This is a genomic window from Sedimentibacter sp. (assembly GCF_033447055.1).
Classification (GTDB): domain Bacteria; phylum Bacillota; class Clostridia; order Tissierellales; family Sedimentibacteraceae; genus Sedimentibacter.
On sequence record NZ_JAWQJF010000009.1, the window covers coordinates 16,774 to 36,643 of the forward strand.

Sequence of the window (19,870 nt, forward strand, 5' to 3'; positions counted from 1 at the left end):
GATTTGCTTATAATCGCAAATCCTTTAGTATTGAAAAACTTTTGGGGACATCTGCTTACTTTTTGTGTTTTTCTTTGTAAATATCTTTTGCTAATCTTCCATTAAGCATGCTTTTTTTGACGGATTTTATACTCTGCCTCGTTGTGATAATTCTGCCTGACTTTGTGAGTATAGCTGCATTACCCGCCTTTAAAAATACCTGCTCGATTGCATTTACATCAATAACTCCATATGCAGCATCGTGTTTAAACAGAGGCTCTCTCACATTAATATAAATAAAAACCAAATTCTCATTAATTGCAATGGGAACTTTGTTAGTTATACCTAATTCTTCGCCATAATTCAACCTGTTATGATATAAGCTTAAATTATAATAATCAGCCATGTTTTTAATACAAGTTTCAATTGTTGCATTTCTAATAAATGAACACTCTGAAGTTATAATTTCCGTACTGTTTCCTTGTTCTTTGACATATACAGGCAACATGGCTTCAACTACATTGAATTTTAAATCATTTTTCATTTATTTCATTTCCTTTTATTTAAATTTACGTTGGAATTTACACAAATAAAGTTCCAAGAAATTTTATCATTTCGCCGCTTTTTAACTCACAATTGCCTCTTTTACAATTGTAATGATTTTCATTATAATTGTATAAACTCATGCAAAAGGTGTGAAAAAAAATGGACTCTGATATCAATTATATTATTCAGCAGTCATTAAATGGGGACAAGAATTATCAAGAAATTTTATTAAACAAGTTAGTTCCCTTGATTTATAGAAATATATACAAATATTGGGATATAAATGATCCAATAGTAGATGACTTAGTTCAGGAAGGATATATTGTAATTTTAGAATCTTTGAAAACTTTTGACAAAAGCCGCGGTGTTCATTTTCTGTATTACGCTAAAATAAAACTTATTTATTATTATAAGAATTATTTCAGAAAAACAAAAAAAGATAGAACCTTATTAAGCATATCAAAAGAATTCAGTGACAAAAGCTTAGAATTCGAAAAAATATTAAGCGACAAATTCAACTTACTTGAATTCATTGTTTATAAAGAAGAAATAACTGAACTTTTATCAGCTATTGAAAAACTATCAGTAAAACAACAAGAAATACTGTATTTATATTACTATAAACGACTGACATTGGGTGAAATATCAAAAAATTTAAATATATCATACCGAACTGTCATTGGAACAAAATACACTGCAATAAAAAAAATAAAAAATCTGATGCGAAGCAAGGGGTGAGAAAATGGAAGATTTGCTTAATCTTGTAGGAAACTTTGGATTTCCTATAGCTGTAACAGCATATTTGCTTGTTCGCATAGAATCAAAGCTCACACAATTGACAGAATCAATTCATGAGCTTACAACCGCTATAAAAAGTATGTAGCAAAAAGGGGACTACGCGTCCCCTACATTAAAACGAACAAAATGATAGTGACAATTGTGCACACTGTATGTTACAATATTGCTGTAATGATGTTGATTTAAGACAATAATTAGAAATTGATGGTGGGGGATTTATATGAAAACAAAAGAAGTAAAATCAGTATTTATTTTGCTTTTGACTGCAGCAATATGGGGATTTGCATTTGTTGCTCAAAGAGTTGGAATGCAGCATGTAGGTGCATTTACATTTAACGGAGTAAGATTTGCATTAGGCAGTATGTCTTTGCTTCCGGTTATTTATTTTTTCAACAAAAAGAACAATGAGAAAAAAGATGAAATTATAGAAAATGAAGAAAGCGAACAAAAAGCAAATTTAAAAACTACAATTAAATCGGGTGTTATCGCTGGAAGTATCTTATTTATAGCAGCATCCCTTCAGCAGATAGGTCTAATTTACACTACTGCCGGTAAAGCAGGATTCATTACAAGTTTGTACATAGTTCTTGTTCCTATTTTAGGAATTTTTCTGAAGCAAAAAACCCACATAACAACATGGATTGGAGCTTTAACTGCAGTTGTTGGTCTTTATTTCTTAAGCATAAACGAAAGCCTTACCATTGAATTTGGAGATTTTTTAGAAATAATAGGAGCTTTTTTCTGGGCAATTCATATACAACTGATTGATAAATTCGTCAAAAATGTTGATGCTATAAAACTATCAAGCATTCAATTTGCCACTTGCTCAATTTTCAGTCTTATAACTGCATTTATAATTGAAGATGTTAATATTGCTGGAATATCAAACGCTATAATCCCAATACTCTATGGTGGTATTATGTCGGCAGGAGTTGCTTACACACTGCAAGCTATCGGACAAAAACATGCTAAACCATCCCATGCAGCAATAGCATTAAGCATGGAGGCTGTATTTGCAGCAATAGGCGGAATCTTACTGCTTTCAGAAACACTTCCATTAAGAGGTTATTTGGGATGTGCACTGATGATGGTAGGAATGCTGATAACTCAGACTGAAAACTTTGGCAAAAGCAAAGTTGCGAAAGCGGATTAATTAAAAAAACTCAAGTGCATTTATAACGTGTCATATTCCATTGGTATGAAATCGCCGCTGTCTCTTAATTTTTTCAATTTAGCTACAAGAATATCTTTATCCTGATTCAAGGTACCAGCTTGATTTACATGGTTTGAAACATGGTTTGCCCTGAATATGCAGTTATTAAGTTCCATATTTTCCAGCATAATAATATTTTCATCAAGCACTTCAAGAGGGGTGAGCAAATGTAGCTTTCCCTCTTTAATATCGTCTGCAAGTTCCGATTCCTCTTCTACCACTAATCTTAAAAGTGAAAAATAATGGGGATTAATTGCTGAAATTACCTTTGCTGATTCAACTGCATGCTCATGCATATACTCAGTTCCCCCAAGACCTGAAATAATCATGCACGACAATTTAAAACCTGCTCGTATAGCTTTTTGTCCTGCTTCTATCATTTGCGCCTGATTTACTCCTTTTAGCATGAGTGCTAATATATTATCAGAACCACTTTCAACACCCATGTACAAAAGCTCTATACCTGCTTTTCTTATAGCTCTTAATTCTTCATCTGATTTTCTTAAAATATCTAAAGGCCCCGAATAAGAACTTATTCTTTTGGCAGCTGGAAATTCAGTTTTTATGTAGTTTAGTAAATCAAGAATCTTTTCTGTTTTTAAACACAAAACATTTCCATCTGCCAGAAAAATTCTTTCAGGATTTTTATCATATTGCTTAAGCCAATTTATATGCTCGATAATTTCTTCTTTTGATTTTATTCTAAACTGTTTGCATTTGTACATGTAGCAAAATCTGCACTTGTTGTGTGAACAGCCCTCAGTAACTTGTATAATAAGGCTCCTTGCTTCACTTGGCGGCCTGTAGAGCGGTGTTGAATACATTGTTTTTCTCCTTATGTTGTTATATGTGAATCCTTTTTCTTACAATTATTATATACTATGTGTTAAGTTTTTCAAATAAAAAATTGTCCCTACAATAAAGGAACAATTTTTTAAGAGATTGACTATTTACTTAAGACATACTTATTATGACCAGATTTACTTTTTCTATAATACAAAAATTTAAATATATGCTTTTTTAGAGCTTGGTTTATTAGCAGTTCCTCTGTAAGAAGAACTTTTAGAAGTATTTTTCTTACTCTTAACAAATTCAGTTTCAAATCTTTCAATTCTTTGTTTTCTTTGTGGCTTTTCCGCTTTTGGATCAACAGTCGTAATCAACATAGGATATGGATGTTCCTCTACTACTTTAATTGATTTTTTAATTAATTTTTGTATATCTCTTAAAAATGGTTTTTCTTCATATTCGCAGAAGGAAACTGCCGTTCCCCCAAGTCCTGCTCTTCCTGTACGTCCGATTCTGTGAACATAAGTTTCAGGCATATTAGGTAAATTATAATTAATTACATGAGATAATTCATTTATATCAATACCTCTTGCCGCAATATCAGTAGCTACAAGAACCCTTATTTCTCCATTTTTAAAATAATTCAAAGCTTGCTGTCTTGCGCTTTGAGACTTGTCTCCATGTATTGCCATGGCTTTTACTTTATACGTCAAAAGATCCTTCACTACTTTATCTGCATCATGTTTAGTGCGTGTAAATACCAATGCTGATGATATATCTTTATTTTTAAGCAAATCAACAAGTAATTTTTTCTTATTATTTTTATCCACAAAATAAACATATTGGTCTATAATATCCACAGTAGATGACACTGGAGTAACTGCAACTTTAACAGGATTCACTAAAATTGTATTTACAAGCTCTGATATTTCTTTCGGCATTGTAGCAGAAAAAAACAATGTTTGTCTTTCTTGCGGAATATATGAAATAATTTTTTTCACATCATGGATAAATCCCATATCAAGCATACGGTCAGCTTCATCAAGAGCAAACATTTTTACATTTTGCAAATTTACTTGTCTTTGATTGATTAAATCCATAAGTCTTCCAGGCGTAGCTATTAATACATCAACACCTCTTCTTAAAGACTGTGTTTGAGGATTTTGTGAAACACCGCCGTATATAGCTAGATATTTCAAATTTGTATATCGTCCATAAGATCTAAAGCTTTCTTCTATTTGCACTGCAAGTTCTCTTGTTGGAGTTAATATTAAGGATTGTATGTGTCTGCGGGATTCTTTGTTTTTTTGACCATATATAGTTTGTATGATTGGTACAGCAAATGCCGCCGTTTTTCCTGTGCCTGTTTGTGCACATCCAAGCAAATCTCTGCCATCAAGCACTGACGGGATAGCTTGTTCCTGTATCGGAGAAGGGCATTCATAACCTTCATCCTTTAAGGCTCTTAAGATTGGTTCAATTACATTTAAATTTTCAAATTTCATATTTTAATTTTTTCTCTTTTCTTTTTCCAAAGCACGTCAAAGCAACTCAATTTATACATATTTCAGAATCTATTTTATTTTATATACCATAATACCTTATCGAAACTAAAAAAGCAATACATTTATCAGCTCGCTGAGGACAATAAAAATTGCGCTTGAAATTGTGTTATACAGTCTGCCGGACATCAGTTAATTTTCTCGGTCCTGCAAGTATATCGCGGCATATGTACAACTGTTTTAAATTGTTAGTTTTAACGCTCCATTTAATAAGCATTATTTTTCCTTCGGATATTTCAATTCCTGTTATGCAGCGTGGATGAACACAGCTTCCATCATTAAAATATGGAGGCTCTTTTTCATTAGGAAACATTGGTTTGTGTGTATGTCCTGCAATAAGTATTTTATTCATATTTATTGTCCATTGAGTAAGTTTTTTTGCAACTGAATTTTTCTTCTTGTAATTTTTTGCTGTTCTTGTAACATCATTAACACCAAATGTCTCTAAAGGCCGCCAAAAATACCTGACAAGAAATCTCGCCAGCCTCCATATCCTGCTATTTAAAAAATCCACTTGATGTCCATGAATAAGTAAAATCTCCATTCCTGTATCTTTATGCTTCAAAACTAATCCTTCATGTATCGTTATATTTTTAAACAACGGAATAAATTTTTCTTCACGTTCGCTGAATTGTTGAAATAAATTTTTTCTTACATATTTTAAATTTTTTTTAACCATATCATGGTTGCCGTAAATCATGTAAAACTTTTTTCTCCTGTGAAATTTTTTTAGAATCCAAAATATATCGCTGTGCTCATTAATAATGTCTTGCATATGTTTATTTTCCCACAATTCATCTCCGTCTCCAAGTTCAATATAAGTATAATTATGCGTATAGTAATATGTTAATGCTGCAAAAAAAATATTTTGGTTTTTAGAAAACGAATCAGACATTCCCCCATCACCCCTGTGGCAATCGCTCATTAAAATAAATTTTGAGGAATCATCAAAAAAAATTCTTTCTGCTGACTCGTAAACACCTGTTACACTCTTTAAGCTCATTCTAACACTTCCAATAATATATTTTGTATTAGAATATTCCAAAACTTGCTTACAAGTGCTAAAAAGGCAGGTATTAAATTTCCCTGCCTTTATATAATATTTCTTCTATAAATATTTTTCAATATCGAGAAAGGATTCGAATAATGATTTACTTTTTCCTATCATTAAAATTTCTTCAAATAAATCCGGATTTAATTTTCTTACAGCATTTATCTTATCCGGAAAATTATCATAATCCTTTGTTATGGATTCATATTTGTCACACAGTTCTTTATTGTTAATCTGCATGATACTGTCCGTTATTTCGCTTCTAGTAAAAGGCTGAGTCGTTCTAGGTCGGTCAAATATTATTTTTACAGTATTTCTAACAACAAATATTTCTTCATCTAAATATCCAGTTGTTTTTAACCCTTTAATAAATTCATCTCTCATTAATTTGTTATTAAATCTGATTTTTAAATAAACAGTTAATTCATGGGGATATGAAAATTCACCAAGTTTAAATCCTGTTAACCACCAATGCAAATCATTTCTTTCAAACAATACTTCTCCATTCTTTTCAAGGATAAATGACATGTTCAAAAGATCTTCATCCCCAACACTTTCATAAAAGGTGCCATTGAAAAAATCCGTGTGCAAATCAGGTCCGTTTGAAACATAAACACCTACTTCACATCCTGTTGTCATTCCATATTGACCTTTCCAAAATTCAATAAGCCACTTCTTGTTGTCATATTCAAAATAAATAGGCTCACAATCTATTATCATTGATAAAGGAGCTGCTGCTTCATCATAAAGACGGCAATACCCCATTTCTCTTTGCCATGCATTTAATTTAGAAAAAAATATATCTTGATATTCATCATAGGAATAACCAAGATTATCTAAAAACTCATCTATTGAATAATCTGTCATTTGTTCATTATCATCTATGTGATGCAAAGATAAATTTTTTAAAAAAACTTTAATTCCCTGATATAATTTAGGAAAAAGCATAATTATTGTAGTGCCTAAAACTGCAAGAATAAGCACAAATATTGCATATTCATCTTCCTGAAAAATTGATTGACTCGAGAAATTCAATAAAAAATTATACATAATCTCACCCCGTTAATTCATTATATTCAGAGTGAGATTTTATGTACTTTTAGTCACAATTAAATTTTTTACAATGTTACTACATGCTTTGATTGAGCATCATATTCGAACAGAACATATCGGAGACACAATTTGTATATTATTTTTAACTGCCAGCACACTATCCAACATAAAAATATATCATTACAAAGTGACAAAATGTTCCTGCCAGGACAAACAAATGAAAAAGCTCGTGAAATCCGAAATAAGTTTTGTTGATGTTTGGCCTTTTAATTCCATAAATTACGCCGCCAACTGTGTAAGAAATCCCTCCTGTTATAAGCCATATCACTCCTCTGGGAAGCATATTGTTCACAAGAGGAGATAATACCAAGACAGCTAACCATCCCATAGTTATGTAAAGCACTGAACTTACCCAATTTGGTGCTTTAATCCAAAACAATTTAATCAATGCTCCTATAATTGTTATGGTCCAAACAAGGGTCAAAAGCCTGTAACCTGTAGTTTTATCTAAAACTAATAAACAAATCGGCGTATATGTACCGGCAATCAAAACAAAAATCATAATGTGATCAAGCTTTCTCATAATCAATTTTGCTTTAGCTTTTGATTTATCAATAAAATGATATATTGTGCTGGCAGAATACAATAAAATCATGCTCAGCCCAAAAATTAAATAGGCAACTGCTGTCATAGTATTATTGGAATTTTTCGCATGGCTCAAAAGAAAAAATGTTCCGATTATTCCAAATACTGCTCCTCCTAAATGAGTGAGTGCACTGGTCAGTTCTTTTTTATCTGTATTCATATCTACCTCCATACGTAGTATTGAAAACTATGTGATATGGTTATCATATTCCTATTTTAGAGATATGTCAAGATGAATATTGTCACCAAGTGCAAATACAATCATTTTATTTTGAGTTATTTTTTCAAATCCATATTTATTCTTCCGTCTTTAATTTCAATAATCCTGTCTGTTTTTTCTGCAATCCTTTGGTCGTGTGTTATGACTATAAATGTTGTTTTATATTTTTCATTAATATTTCTAAGTATTTTATAAACATTCTCGGTAGATTCCGAATCGAGATTTCCTGTAGGCTCATCCGCTAGAATAATTTTAGGATTGTTTATGAGTGCTCTTGCTATGGCAGTTCTTTGCTGTTGTCCTCCTGACATATTTGTTGCAAGATTATTTGCAACTTTTGTAAGCCCTGTTAAGTTTAAAAGTTCATCAGCCCATTCATCTACTTCTTTTGGCACCTTGAAACTTTGAATTTTATAAGGCATCAGTATATTTTCTTTGGCTGTAAATTCAGGCAAGAGGTAATGGAACTGAAATATAAATCCCATTGTCTGATTTCTCAACCTAGCAAGTGAATTTTTATCTAATGTATCCGTCCTTTGATTTTTAATATAAATTTCGCCGCTTGTAGGTTTGTCTAACGTACCTACAATATTAAGCAGTGTACTTTTGCCGCTACCTGATTCGCCTATTATGGCATTGAAGCTATTTTCTCCAAATCCTAGATTAATATCAAACAAAACCTGTGTTTTTATTTTTTCTCCGTATATTTTATTTATGTTTTTCAGCTCAACTATTTTAGCCATTTTTAATTACCTCTATTGGATTAAGTTTTGATGAAAGTCTTGCCGGAATTACAGAAGCTATCATAGATGACAATATTGCAAATATTCCTGAAAGTGCAATAAATCCGTTGTTGATGTAAATTGGAACTACTGGACTTCCGTCTGGATTTAATGCAAACCTCGTAAATGATAATAAAAGACCAAACCCAAACAATATACCCATTATCGCTCCTAATAAACCAAGCATTAACCCTTGAAAAACAAAAATTGAACTTGCATCTTTATCTTTTATTCCCATTGCTTTAAGAATTCCGATTTGTTTTGATCTTTGAACAACCGATATGGCAAGTACGCTTGAAATTCCTAGTAAAACTGCAACAAGAACAAAAACCTGAATCATATAGCTTGAAACGCTTTGTCCATTAAGACCGCTTAAAAGTTGTGCATTTTGTTCTTTCCAGTTTTCAACCTCTACGTCTTTTACAGACAATGTATACGCTAAAGCCTTTGCTGTTAAATCAGCATTGAATACATTTTTTACTTGCATTTCAACAGAAGTTACCTTATTGTCAAGCGAAAGAATGTCTTGTGCTGTTTCAAGATTTGTAACTACCCAAGTATCATTTAATGAAGCTACGCCTAAGTCAAACAAACCTGTAACTTTTAGTTTGCTTCGTGCACCGGAAGGAGACACTAAAACTATTTTGTCATTTATTTCAACTCCTGCTCGTTTTGAAAGGTCAAAGCCGATTATTGCCTCATCTTTTTTTAAAGGGAATGAACCTTCAATAAGTCCTTCTTTAAAATTATAAATTTTATTCGCATCCTCAATATTAAATCCTCTTATAACAACAGGGGATGTATCTTCGTCATAATCAATTGTTAAAGCTCCGTCAGCTGCAGCTGAAACATTCATTATTTCCGGAGAACTGATTTTTGCTTCATACATTACTCTTTTCCAATCTTTGATTGTTTTGTCCTTGTTCGTTGGACTTATTGTTATTTGAGATGAACTTCCTATAGTTTTATTTACAAGACTTATTTGAAGTCCTTGAATTAATGAGCCTATAAAAATCTGAACAGCAACTCCAACTGATATTCCCAATATTATTAATACAGTCTGTGCTTTGCCTGATTTAAGGAAACGCAAAGCTATGGTAAAAGATAATCTCATTTCACATCTCCCTTGCTTAAATTAAAAATATCAGCAAATGATTCTAGATAAATATCTCCGCCAATTTTGGAAATTGAATTCAAGTTATGTTTAAATGCATTCCCTCCAACTATAATTTTTATGTCTTTATTATTAGCTTTAATTTTGCTAATCATTTTTTGAGCTTCAAAAAGCAGGTAATAATCAGTTACGCTTATAGCAACATATTTAGGACGTGTCTTTGAAATTGCTATGCACACTTGATCTTTTGGTGTATTAGTGCCAATAAATATTGGCTGATATCCGTTTAGAGCGAAAAAATCCGAAATCATTCTTAAACCAATTTCATGATATTCTTTTTCCGGACAAACCAGCACCACCTTTATTCCTAACTGTGAAACTTTGTTTTTTTCCCTAATCACAAATGGATAAACAGACTCTATAACAGTTCTTATAATTGAAGTTTTTATATGTTCTTTCCAAATTGAGTCATTATCGTCTTCATCCTTATCATTGACTGAGTTTATACTATTGAGTGCAGTACGCAAAACATCTTCATAAAGTTCTTTAATTGTAAGAGTATGTTTATTAAGAGCTTCTATTGCAAGCAAGACGCACATATCTTTGTTTTCATCATCAAAGTAAGACATAAAAGTTTTCTTAAATTCGTCCATATTATTCGCCCCCATTCAACATTTTCACTCTCATTCCATCCGTCAATTCCATAGGAGGATTTAATATAACAAGATCATTTTCATTTATACCAAATAGTACAGAAACATAATAATCATCAGATAATCCGGTTTCCACATGTGTTTTGCTTGCAACTCCATTTTTTAAAACATATAAGTATTGCTTATTTTCTTCATCTTTTTTCAAAGCTTCTCTTTTAATAACCAATACATTTTCCTTTTTATCGATTCGAACGGATGCATCGCCTTCAAATCCTGACTTCAAAAAATCATCAGCATTAATAATTTTAATTTTAACTTCTACTTTAGGAGTTTTACTTCCGCTTGCTTCGTCTATTTTTGCAGTTTTATCAACCTGAGAAACTACTCCCTCATAGGATTTTGTAATACCATTTACGGTTACATCAGAATTTAGTCCTTCCTTAACTAAGACTGCATCTTCCTGAGCAATATTTCCTACAAATTCATATGAAGCTGTATCGTAAATAATTATTTTGCTGTTCGACAATGTGTTTCTGCCCTCTGTTAAAGGAAAATCAGTTAAAATTCCGTTTATGGTAGAATAAATTTTAGTTTCTTCAATTTTGTTGTTTAAACTCTCGATGTCAAGATTAAGAGATTCGATTTGTCTGTTGATTTTTTCGACATTAAGCTTTACACTGCTGCCATAATCATTATATTTAGTAACAGCATCATTGTAAGTTAACTCTGATATTTTTAAATTGCTTTCTAAATTTGTTTTTGCAGTAACATATTTGTCATATTCAGCCTTGCTTATAACATTTTCTTCATACAAAATTTTACTTCTCTCTAAATCTGCTGCAGACAATTCTAAATCTTTTTTATTTTTTTCTAATGCTTCTTTGCTTCTTAAAAGAGTATTGTATAAAATATCTTTATCTGCACTATTGGAAACACTTTCTTCTTCTGCTAAATCAGAGTAGAGCTGCTCTAATGAAATCTGTGATTTTTTAAGTGAAATCAACAAATCTGTTGTATCTAACTCTGCAAGAAGTTGTCCTTTTTCAACCTTATCATTCTCTGTAACATATGTTTTTGATACTTCTAAATTAGGTTTAACCATAATTTCTTCCATGTCTGAAGATTTTACCACACCCGAAAATTCTATTGTTTTTGAAATGCTACCCATGTTAGCAGAAAATGCACTTACTTCAACAATTGGATTTCCTTTATCGGAAAATAAAAAATAAGAAATTAACAGTACAGCGATTACGGCTGCAAATAAACTTATTTTCTTAATGTTTTTTTTCATTCAATTATCCCCTTTATTTAAAATATTCACTGCTAATTTATACCCATTTATATCAACAATAAACTTAAAAATTGAAATAAATACATGGTAAAATAATACTACCGAAAAAGTACATTCATGTCATCCTGAGCGATAGCGAAGGATCTTATCTTTGTTGAAAACATGAGATTCTTCGGCTACAACTCAGAATGACAGATAAATAAAATATGGTTTTTCAGTAGCCTAAAAAATCAATTGTATTTTTATAAAAAAAGTATTGACATATTGCTCAATAGTGGGTATTATTATCAATGTTAACTGGTTAACTGTTAAACGGTTAACTAATTAGGGGGTGAAAAATGAACAAAAAATTTATAGAAGTTGTTTCCTATCTTGAAATGCTCAGCGTCTTAAGACGAATAGAAGCACATAAAATATTTTTAAAAGTAGGGTTATATCCAGGTCAGCTGCATCTTTTGGAATACATTATGAACAATGATGGGTGCACGCAAAAAGAAATTGCCGATATATTAAGAGTTTCACCTGCTTCAATCGCAACATCCACCAAGAGGTTACAAAAATCAGGCTTAATTGAAAAGAAAACTGATGAAGATAATCTTCGTAAAAATATGCTTTCAGTAACTGAAAAAGGTTCTGACCTTGCAAGAAAATGCAGGGAAAGCTTTGATGTCTTTGATAAAAAACTTTTCAGTGATTTTTCTGATGAAGAACTTTCTTCGATGAAAAATTATCTTGACAGGCTTATATTGAACATAACGGATGGTAAAGGCAGTGAAATAGATTTCTGTCCCATCATTGCTTTAAAAAACGAATCAAAAAATAACATAAAGGATTAAAAATATGATAAAAAAAATTCTTTCTTGCTTGGGAAAATACAAAAAATACGCACTTTTAACACCCCTAATGATAATAGGTGAAGTAATTCTTGAAGTATTCATACCATTTTTGATGGCAAAAATAATTGATGTGGGAATTACAAACAGCGATGTGGCTTACATAGCCAAAATCGGCGCACTTATGATTTTAATGGCTTTGGTATCCCTGGTTTTCGGTGCATTGTCAGGACGTTTTGCTTCTCTTGCAAGCACAGGTCTGGCTGCAGGAATAAGACAAAAACTTTTCAATAAAGTACAGGACTTTTCGTTTGCCAATGTTGACAAATTCAGCACAGCTTCTATTATCACACGTCTTACCACAGATGTAACTAATACACAGACTGCTTTCATGATGACTATCAGAATGCTGGTAAGGGCTCCAATAATGCTGACGAGCGCAACTATAATGGCCGTATCAATCAATGCAAAACTTTCAATTGTATTTCTAGTTGCAATACCATTTCTTGGTGCGGCACTCGGGTTTATTTCAATAAAAGCTTTTCCAAGATTTCAGAGTATGCTCGATAAATATGATTCAATGAATTCTTCAGTTCAGGAAAATCTTGTAGCAATCCGCGTTGTAAAAGCATTTGTGCGAAAAGACTATGAAAATGAAAAATTCGAAGATGCAGCCGATGCATTGATGGATGCACAAGTAAAAGCTGAAAAAATTGTAATTACAAACATGCCTATAATGATGTTTACAATGTACTCATGTACAATTTTAATTGCATGGTTCGGTGGCAATTTTGTAATTACAGGTCAAATGCAGACCGGTGAACTTTTCAGTTTTATAAGCTATATTTCACATATACTCATGTCTCTTATGATGATTTCATTTGCATTTATTGGAATTGTAATGTCAAGAGCTTCAATAAAAAGAATAGTTGAAATATTTGACGAAGAAATAGATATAAAGAACAATGAAGAATCAGAAGTAAAAGTTAATGACGGTTCAATAGTTTTTGACAATGTAAGCTTCAGTTATGCAAGGAAAAATGATAATCTTACTCTTTCAAATGTAAATTTTAAGATTAATTCCGGAGAAACTGTTGGAATTATCGGAGGAACAGGTTCTGCAAAGACAACTTTAGTCCAGCTTATACCACGTCTATACGATGTAATGGATGGACGCATTATAGTCGGAGGACATGACGTTAGAGATTATCATCTTGACACCCTGAGAAATGATGTTGCTATGGTTCTTCAAAAGAACGTACTTTTTTCAGGAACAATCAAGGAAAATTTAAAATGGGGCAATGAAAATGCCACAGACAAAGAAATAATTAATGTCTGCAAGGCAGCACAAGCTCATGACTTTATTTCATCAATGCCTGATGGTTATGAAACTGATTTAGGTCAGGGCGGTGTCAATGTTTCCGGAGGTCAGAAGCAAAGAATCTGTATTGCGAGGGCTCTTCTTAAAAATCCAAAAATATTAATACTTGACGACTCAACAAGTGCAGTTGATACTGCAACTGACAGCAGAATAAGGCAGGCTTTTAAGGAAAATTTAAATAGTACAACAACTATCATCATTGCACAGAGAATTACTTCTGTAAGCGAAGCAGATAAGATTATCGTTCTTAACGATGGGCAGATTGATGGTATTGGAACTCACGAAGAATTGTTAAAAACAAATAAAATATACAGAGAAGTATATGAATCCCAGCAAAAGGTGGTGGCATAATTGGCTAAGGAAAGAGTAACCGAAGTTCGTCATGGCGGTCCAGGAGGCGGTCCGAGAGGATTTGCAAAACCTAAAGAAACATCAAAAACACTGAAGAGACTTTTAAAGTACATTTTTGAATATAAACTTCACCTTATTATCATTATCATAGCAATAATCGGAAGCTCCTTGTCCGGTGTTGCAGGAACATATTTCTTAAAACCTATAATCAATAATTATGTTGTACCGTTTATAGGAAAAGAAAATCCTGATTTGTCAGGCTTTGTGAGAATGATAGGTGTAATGTCTGCAGTATACATTGTAGGAGTAATTTGCTCATTCACGTATAATCGACTCATGCTCACTATTTCTACGGGAACAATGCGAAAAATCAGGGTCGATATGTTCAAACATTTACAGAATCTCCCTATAAAATATTATGACACTCACACTCACGGCGAAATAATGAGCCGCTTTACAAACGATACAGACACATTAAGAGAAATGTTGAGTCAAGGTCTTCCTCACTTTATATCTTCAGCTATAACTGTTGCAGGTGTATTCATAATGATGGTCGTACTTAGTCCTATTTTAACTTTACTGGTAATATTTATGTTTTCTATCATGATTTTTGCCATTAAGAAAATAGGAGGCAAAAGCTCACATTATTTCAAGAAACAGCAAAAAGAACTTGGATCATTTAACGGCTACATTGAAGAAATGATTGAAGGTCAAAAAGTTGTGAAAGTATTCAGCCATGAAGAAACTGTAAAAGAAAATTTTAATGAAATAAACGAAAGACTGCGCCAAGCTGCAAGTAGCGCCAACACGTTTGCCAGCATATTGATGCCAATTATGGGAAACTTGTCATACGTTCACTATGCACTTACAGCAACAGCTGGAGCTGTACTTGCTGTTGCCGGATACATGGATTTAGGAACAATAGGTTCATACTTGCAGTACACTCGTTCATTCTCTCAGCCAATAACTCAACTATCACAGCAGCTTAATTCAGTATTAACCGCTCTAGCGGGAGCTGAAAGAATATTCAATCTTCTTGATGAAACTCCGGAAGTTGACAACGGATATGTTACATTGGTAGATGCTGAAATTGATGATAATGGAAATATTGTAGAAGTATCACACCGCACAGGTATCTGGGCATGGAAACACCCCCACAGCGATGGCACTTTAACTTATACTGAAGTTAGTGGTGATGTTCGTTTTGAAGATGTTACATTCGGCTATGACGAGAACAAGACTGTTTTAAACAGCATAAATCTTTTTGCAAAGTCCGGACAAAAAATTGCTTTCGTTGGTTCCACAGGAGCAGGCAAAACAACAATAACAAATTTGATTAATCGCTTTTATGATGTTCCGGACGGCAAAATACTTTATGACGGAATAAACATCAACAAAATTAAAAAAGATGACCTGAGACGGTCACTTGCGATGGTTCTTCAGGAAACTCACCTGTTCACAGGAACAATAATGGAAAATATACGCTACGGAAAATTGGATGCGACAGATGAAGAAGTAATTGAAGCTGCAAAACTTGCCAATGCTCATTCATTCATACAGCACATGCCTGAAGGCTACAATACAATCCTCACGTCTGACGGAATAAACTTAAGCCAGGGACAAAGACAGTTGTTAGCCATTGCAAGAGCAACAGTTGCAGATCCTCCTGTATTGATTCTCGACGAAGCAACAAGCTCAATAGACACACGTACAGAATCATTGATTGAAAAAGGAATGAACACACTTATGAAGGGAAGGACAGTATTCGTAATTGCACACAGACTTTCAACAGTCAGAAACGCCAATGCAATAATGGTATTAGAAAACGGAAAAATTATCGAGCGTGGAAACCACGATGACCTTATAGAACAAAAAGGCAAATATTATCAGCTCTATACAGGAATGTTCGAGCTATCATAAAAATAAAAAGAACCCATGTGAATAGGGTTCTTTTTGATATCTATTATTTTGCTACAAAAGCTGCAGCGTTAGCTCCTGCTATTTTACCAAATACAGTTATGTCAGTTATTGCGTTTCCGCCAATTCTGTTTGCTCCGTGAACTCCGCCTGTAACTTCTCCGGCTGCATACAATCCTTCAACAACTTCACCTGAATTGTTAATAACCTGAGTGCTTGTGTTAATTGTAACTCCACCCATCGTATGGTGAATTGCTGGTGATACTTCAACTGCGTAATATGGAGCAGTTATAAGTTCAATTTCCAGTGAAGCTCTTCCAAATTCAGAATCTGCTTTAGCTTTTACCGCTTCATTATATTTTGTAACTGTTTCTTCCAATGTTGCAGCATCTACTTTCATAATTTCTGCTAATTCAGCCAAAGTTTGTGCTTCTTTCAGCAATCCCTGGTTTTTATATTTTTCATACGTTGAAGCTTTATCATAAACTTGTTTGTCAAGAACTAAAAATGCTGTTGCTCCTTCTTGATCAAGTATTGCCTTTGATACAACGTCTCTAGTTTCAAGTTCATTTACAAATCTGTTACCTTCGTGGTTTACTAAAATCGCACCGTCTCCTCTTATACCTTCTGTAATCATTTCATTGATTATAGGAACTACAGTAGGATGAGTTTGAATTTGGTCAATATCTGTTAATGATACATCCAGTTTTTCAACCATTGCAAGTGCATCACCTGTTGCTCCCGGAGCATTAGTTGTTCCGAAGCCTTCAAGTTCAGGCTTGAACTTAACAACCATATCAGGATTAGCTCCGAAACCGCCTGATGCAAGAATTACAGCTTTTGCATTGATTTCGTATGAATTTCCGTCTTTGTTCTCAACTTTAATACCGGTTACAGTATTACCATCAGCCAAAATCTCAACAGCTTTTGTATTTAATCTTACATCAATTCCTAAATTTTTTACCTGATTTCCAAAAACATCCATCAAGTGAGTTCCAACAGGCATTCCTCCAGGACCTTTGTGAATTCTGTTAACACTTTGTCCGCCTGATATTCCGACTTGTGACAAGTCAGCTCCCATGCTCTCCAGCCAATAAAGAGTATCTGCTGAATTTTCAGTCATAACCTTCAAAAGCTCAGGATTATTCAGGTTCTTTCCGCCCTTCATTGTATCGGCATAGAACAATTCAGCACTGTCCTGAATTCCATCTGCTTCCTGATATTTTGTTCCGGCAACATTCATGCCGCCTGTTGCATAGTTTGTGTTTCCACCCATGAAAGCATTCTTTTCAACAACTATTACTTCAGCTCCAGCATTAGTAGCTTCAATGGCTGCAGTAAGACCAGCTCCGCCGGCTCCAATAATTACGATATCAGTAGCAACATCTTCTACCTTTTCTTCTCCAGCTTGAACTTCTTTTGCAGTCAACACTGCTCCTGATTGTTCAACTGCATCCTTAACTCCGTTTATAAAAGCAAAACTAGTTAAAGTTGCACCTGTGATTGCATCTACATCTGTAGAATTTGTATCAATCACTTGTTGTATTAATTGAGAAAAAACCGGTTCAGTAAAACCTGATTCTGAACTTTCAATAACTTTAATATCCTTAATTTCAGAATTTTCTAAAGTAACTTCAACTTTCACCGTTCCATACTTTCCATTGCCTTCGCCTTGTACTACAGCGCTTACAAGTTCCTCTTCGTTCTCAACTTCAGCTGGTTCTTCAACTTCATTTTGTTGACATGCAGCTAATGAAAATACAAGCATAAATGCCAGTAATAATGATAACATTCTTTTAAATTTCATTTTTCTTCACCTTGTCCTTGATATTTTTTTAACTTGTCGTATTATACTTAAAAAATGAATTCCTGTCAAGGCACCTCAATATTGTTTTAATTAACTAAATTATGTTTTAATGAACAAAACTCCAAAACTCAAGTACCTGGTACTTGAGTTTTGGCATTTGTACCTAATTTAATTTTAAATTAATTATAAAAAAATAATTATATTAAATAAATATATGATATAATATTTATCAAATAATAAATGCCGGAGACATGATGGAAAAAATAAATTTTAATATTGATGATATAAAAAACTTAACTGAAAATTCTATTACTTATAAAAGAGGGCTTGCATATTACAGAGAAAATCAAGTTGGAAAATTGAGTATTGAGAAAATTTATAATGAAGAAATTGTTGGATTTGACAACAAATATTCTGCAAAAGTAAAAGGGCATTTTTATTCTTCTTATGATACATCTGTAATTATTGATAATGATGGAGATATTGCTGGATTTAATTGTAATTGTCCTGCATTCAGGGATAATGACGGATGCTGTAAACATATTGTAGCAACCATGTTGAAAATATATCATAACTACGATTCAAAAGTATTTTCCTACAATGATGTTGTATTTAAGAAAAAATCAGGTCAAATTAGCACACACAATTACCCTCTTGAAGAATTAATAAGTACCTATGAAAACAAAATAAAAGAAAGTGTTAAAAATGAGCAAAAAGACGGTTCTGTCATTCTAAAACCCATTATATCTATATCAAGCAAAGATTCAATTGGCATAGAATTTACTATTGGAGTTAAAAGAAATTATGTAGTTAAAGATGCATATGAATTAGCAAATAACATAAAACACACTAATCTTATTAAATACGGAAAAAGTCTGGAGTTTAATCACGAAATAAGTGGATTTGATAAGTCTTCACAACCACTAGCTGTTTTTTTAAGAGATGAAGCTGAAGCTTATTTGCAGGTAATTGCAAAAACTTCAAGTATTTTTAACACATACAACACGAACGGACGTATTTTTAAAATACTTCCTTTTGCATTTGACAGCTTTTTTAATTTATTCGAAAACAAAACTGTTGAATGCCATGGATATAAATACGAATTTAATAATTTAACATTTATAAACAAAGATCCGGAAGTTGAATTTTATATTGATAAAGAAGAGGAAAGCGAGCAATATTCTCTTTCTACAAATTTATATATATCATTTATATCCAATTCAAAGAATTACACTTATATAATTGTTGAAGATAAACTTTATAAATGTTCAGAAGAATTTATCAATACTGTTCTTCCCGCTGTCAATAAAATAATGATGCAGACTTCTAAAACAATATCACTTACAAAAGAGCATATGGGCAAATTTTATTCTGCTGTCTTGCCTCAAATATCAAGATATGCTTTAGTAAAAACTGATATAGAATTATCGGAAAAATTTAATAATCTGCCACTGTCTCCAAGTATTTATCTTGATTGTAACAGTCAGGGATTTATTTATGCCAACGTAGTTTTTACTTACGGAGATGTAGAAATTAATCCATTTAGAGTATCATCAAAAGATAATTCCATAATAAGAAATCTATCGGAAGAAACAAAAATACTTATTGCCATTGAAAATGCAGGATTTGAAAAAACAACAGTAAAATATACCATGACAGATGAAAATAAAATATACGCATTTTTAACGTCCGGAGTAAATACATTGACTTCACTTTGCGAAGTTAATATAAGCGATGATTTCAAGAAAATAAATATAAGATATCCTAAATCAATGTCCATGGGTGTAAAACTTAGCAGCAATTTGATTGAACTAGATATTGATAAGCTGGAATTCGACCCATCTTAACTTAAAGATATATTATCATCTTATAAAATATGAAAAAA

Annotated in this window: 18 protein-coding genes; 7 read left to right on the plus strand and 11 right to left on the minus strand. The window is 32.6% G+C overall.

All coding sequences use genetic code 11. The features are described from left to right. Positions 1–55: 55 nt before the first annotated feature. On the minus strand, positions 56–523 hold the full coding sequence (locus tag SA378_RS00780; RefSeq protein WP_318524090.1) for a competence protein ComK: 468 nt from the start codon (positions 521–523) through the stop codon (positions 56–58). A 161-nt stretch (positions 524–684) separates the two neighbouring features. Here SA378_RS00780 and SA378_RS00785 point away from each other — a divergent pair, with 161 nt between their 5' ends. The 3 genes from SA378_RS00785 to SA378_RS00795 all read left to right on the plus strand — a co-directional run bounded on the left by SA378_RS00785 (position 685) and on the right by SA378_RS00795 (position 2,476). Further along, positions 685–1,263, plus strand: coding sequence for a sigma-70 family RNA polymerase sigma factor (locus SA378_RS00785; RefSeq protein ID WP_318524091.1), 579 nt, complete (start codon positions 685–687; stop codon positions 1,261–1,263). A 4-nt stretch (positions 1,264–1,267) separates the two neighbouring features. Beyond that, positions 1,268–1,408 (plus strand): YvrJ family protein, encoded by a 141-nt coding sequence (locus SA378_RS00790; protein WP_318524092.1) that lies wholly within the window; start codon positions 1,268–1,270, stop codon positions 1,406–1,408. A 135-nt stretch (positions 1,409–1,543) separates the two neighbouring features. After that, entirely contained in the window at positions 1,544–2,476 is a 933-nt protein-coding gene (locus tag SA378_RS00795; RefSeq protein WP_318524093.1) for a DMT family transporter, read from the plus strand. A 20-nt stretch (positions 2,477–2,496) separates the two neighbouring features. On the opposite strand, the gene SA378_RS00800 is transcribed toward SA378_RS00795, so the two are convergent. The 9 genes from SA378_RS00800 to SA378_RS00840 form a co-directional block, all read right to left on the minus strand. Further along, positions 2,497–3,360 carry a radical SAM protein gene (locus tag SA378_RS00800; protein WP_318524094.1) on the minus strand — a complete coding sequence of 288 codons (864 nt, stop codon included), beginning with the start codon at positions 3,358–3,360 and terminating at the stop codon, positions 2,497–2,499. Between the two features lie 180 nt (positions 3,361–3,540). After that, complete coding sequence (locus tag SA378_RS00805) at positions 3,541–4,830, minus strand: DEAD/DEAH box helicase (RefSeq protein ID WP_318524095.1); 1,290 nt, start codon at positions 4,828–4,830, stop codon at positions 3,541–3,543. A 166-nt stretch (positions 4,831–4,996) separates the two neighbouring features. Further along, positions 4,997–5,890: a metallophosphoesterase gene (locus tag SA378_RS00810; protein ID WP_318524096.1), complete on the minus strand. Its 894-nt coding sequence runs from the start codon at positions 5,888–5,890 to the stop codon at positions 4,997–4,999. Positions 5,891–5,995: 105 nt separating this feature from the next. Then, entirely contained in the window at positions 5,996–6,988 is a 993-nt protein-coding gene (locus tag SA378_RS00815; protein ID WP_318524097.1) for a DUF4474 domain-containing protein, read from the minus strand. Between the two features lie 160 nt (positions 6,989–7,148). After that, positions 7,149–7,796: a PAQR family membrane homeostasis protein TrhA gene (trhA, locus tag SA378_RS00820; RefSeq protein ID WP_318524098.1), complete on the minus strand. Its 648-nt coding sequence runs from the start codon at positions 7,794–7,796 to the stop codon at positions 7,149–7,151. 116 nt (positions 7,797–7,912) lie between these two features. Further along, positions 7,913–8,599, minus strand: coding sequence for an ABC transporter ATP-binding protein (locus SA378_RS00825; protein WP_318524099.1), 687 nt, complete (start codon positions 8,597–8,599; stop codon positions 7,913–7,915). Next, on the minus strand, positions 8,592–9,752 hold the full coding sequence (locus tag SA378_RS00830; RefSeq protein WP_318524100.1) for an ABC transporter permease: 1,161 nt from the start codon (positions 9,750–9,752) through the stop codon (positions 8,592–8,594). Before SA378_RS00830 ends, SA378_RS00825 begins: the two co-directional genes overlap by 8 nt. Further along, positions 9,749–10,405 carry a B12-binding domain-containing protein gene (locus tag SA378_RS00835; RefSeq protein ID WP_318524101.1) on the minus strand — a complete coding sequence of 219 codons (657 nt, stop codon included), beginning with the start codon at positions 10,403–10,405 and terminating at the stop codon, positions 9,749–9,751. The genes SA378_RS00830 and SA378_RS00835 overlap by 4 nt, the downstream gene beginning before the upstream one ends. 1 nt (position 10,406) lies before the next feature. Next, positions 10,407–11,696 (minus strand): efflux RND transporter periplasmic adaptor subunit, encoded by a 1,290-nt coding sequence (locus SA378_RS00840; RefSeq protein ID WP_318524102.1) that lies wholly within the window; start codon positions 11,694–11,696, stop codon positions 10,407–10,409. Between the two features lie 338 nt (positions 11,697–12,034). Here SA378_RS00840 and SA378_RS00845 point away from each other — a divergent pair, with 338 nt between their 5' ends. The 3 genes from SA378_RS00845 to SA378_RS00855 are packed head-to-tail and all read left to right on the plus strand — an operon-like array spanning position 12,035 to position 16,181. Continuing rightward, complete coding sequence (locus SA378_RS00845; protein WP_318524103.1) at positions 12,035–12,532, plus strand: MarR family transcriptional regulator; 498 nt, start codon at positions 12,035–12,037, stop codon at positions 12,530–12,532. 4 nt (positions 12,533–12,536) lie between these two features. After that, on the plus strand, positions 12,537–14,261 hold the full coding sequence (locus tag SA378_RS00850; protein WP_318524104.1) for an ABC transporter ATP-binding protein: 1,725 nt from the start codon (positions 12,537–12,539) through the stop codon (positions 14,259–14,261). Then, positions 14,262–16,181 (plus strand): ABC transporter ATP-binding protein, encoded by a 1,920-nt coding sequence (locus SA378_RS00855; RefSeq protein WP_412178655.1) that lies wholly within the window; start codon positions 14,262–14,264, stop codon positions 16,179–16,181. 43 nt (positions 16,182–16,224) lie between these two features. Here SA378_RS00855 and SA378_RS00860 read toward each other — a convergent pair whose 3' ends face one another. Next, complete coding sequence (locus SA378_RS00860; protein WP_318524105.1) at positions 16,225–17,985, minus strand: flavocytochrome c; 1,761 nt, start codon at positions 17,983–17,985, stop codon at positions 16,225–16,227. A 254-nt stretch (positions 17,986–18,239) separates the two neighbouring features. Here SA378_RS00860 and SA378_RS00865 point away from each other — a divergent pair, with 254 nt between their 5' ends. Beyond that, complete coding sequence (locus SA378_RS00865; protein WP_318524106.1) at positions 18,240–19,832, plus strand: SNF2 helicase associated domain-containing protein; 1,593 nt, start codon at positions 18,240–18,242, stop codon at positions 19,830–19,832. Positions 19,833–19,870: the final 38 nt, after the last annotated feature.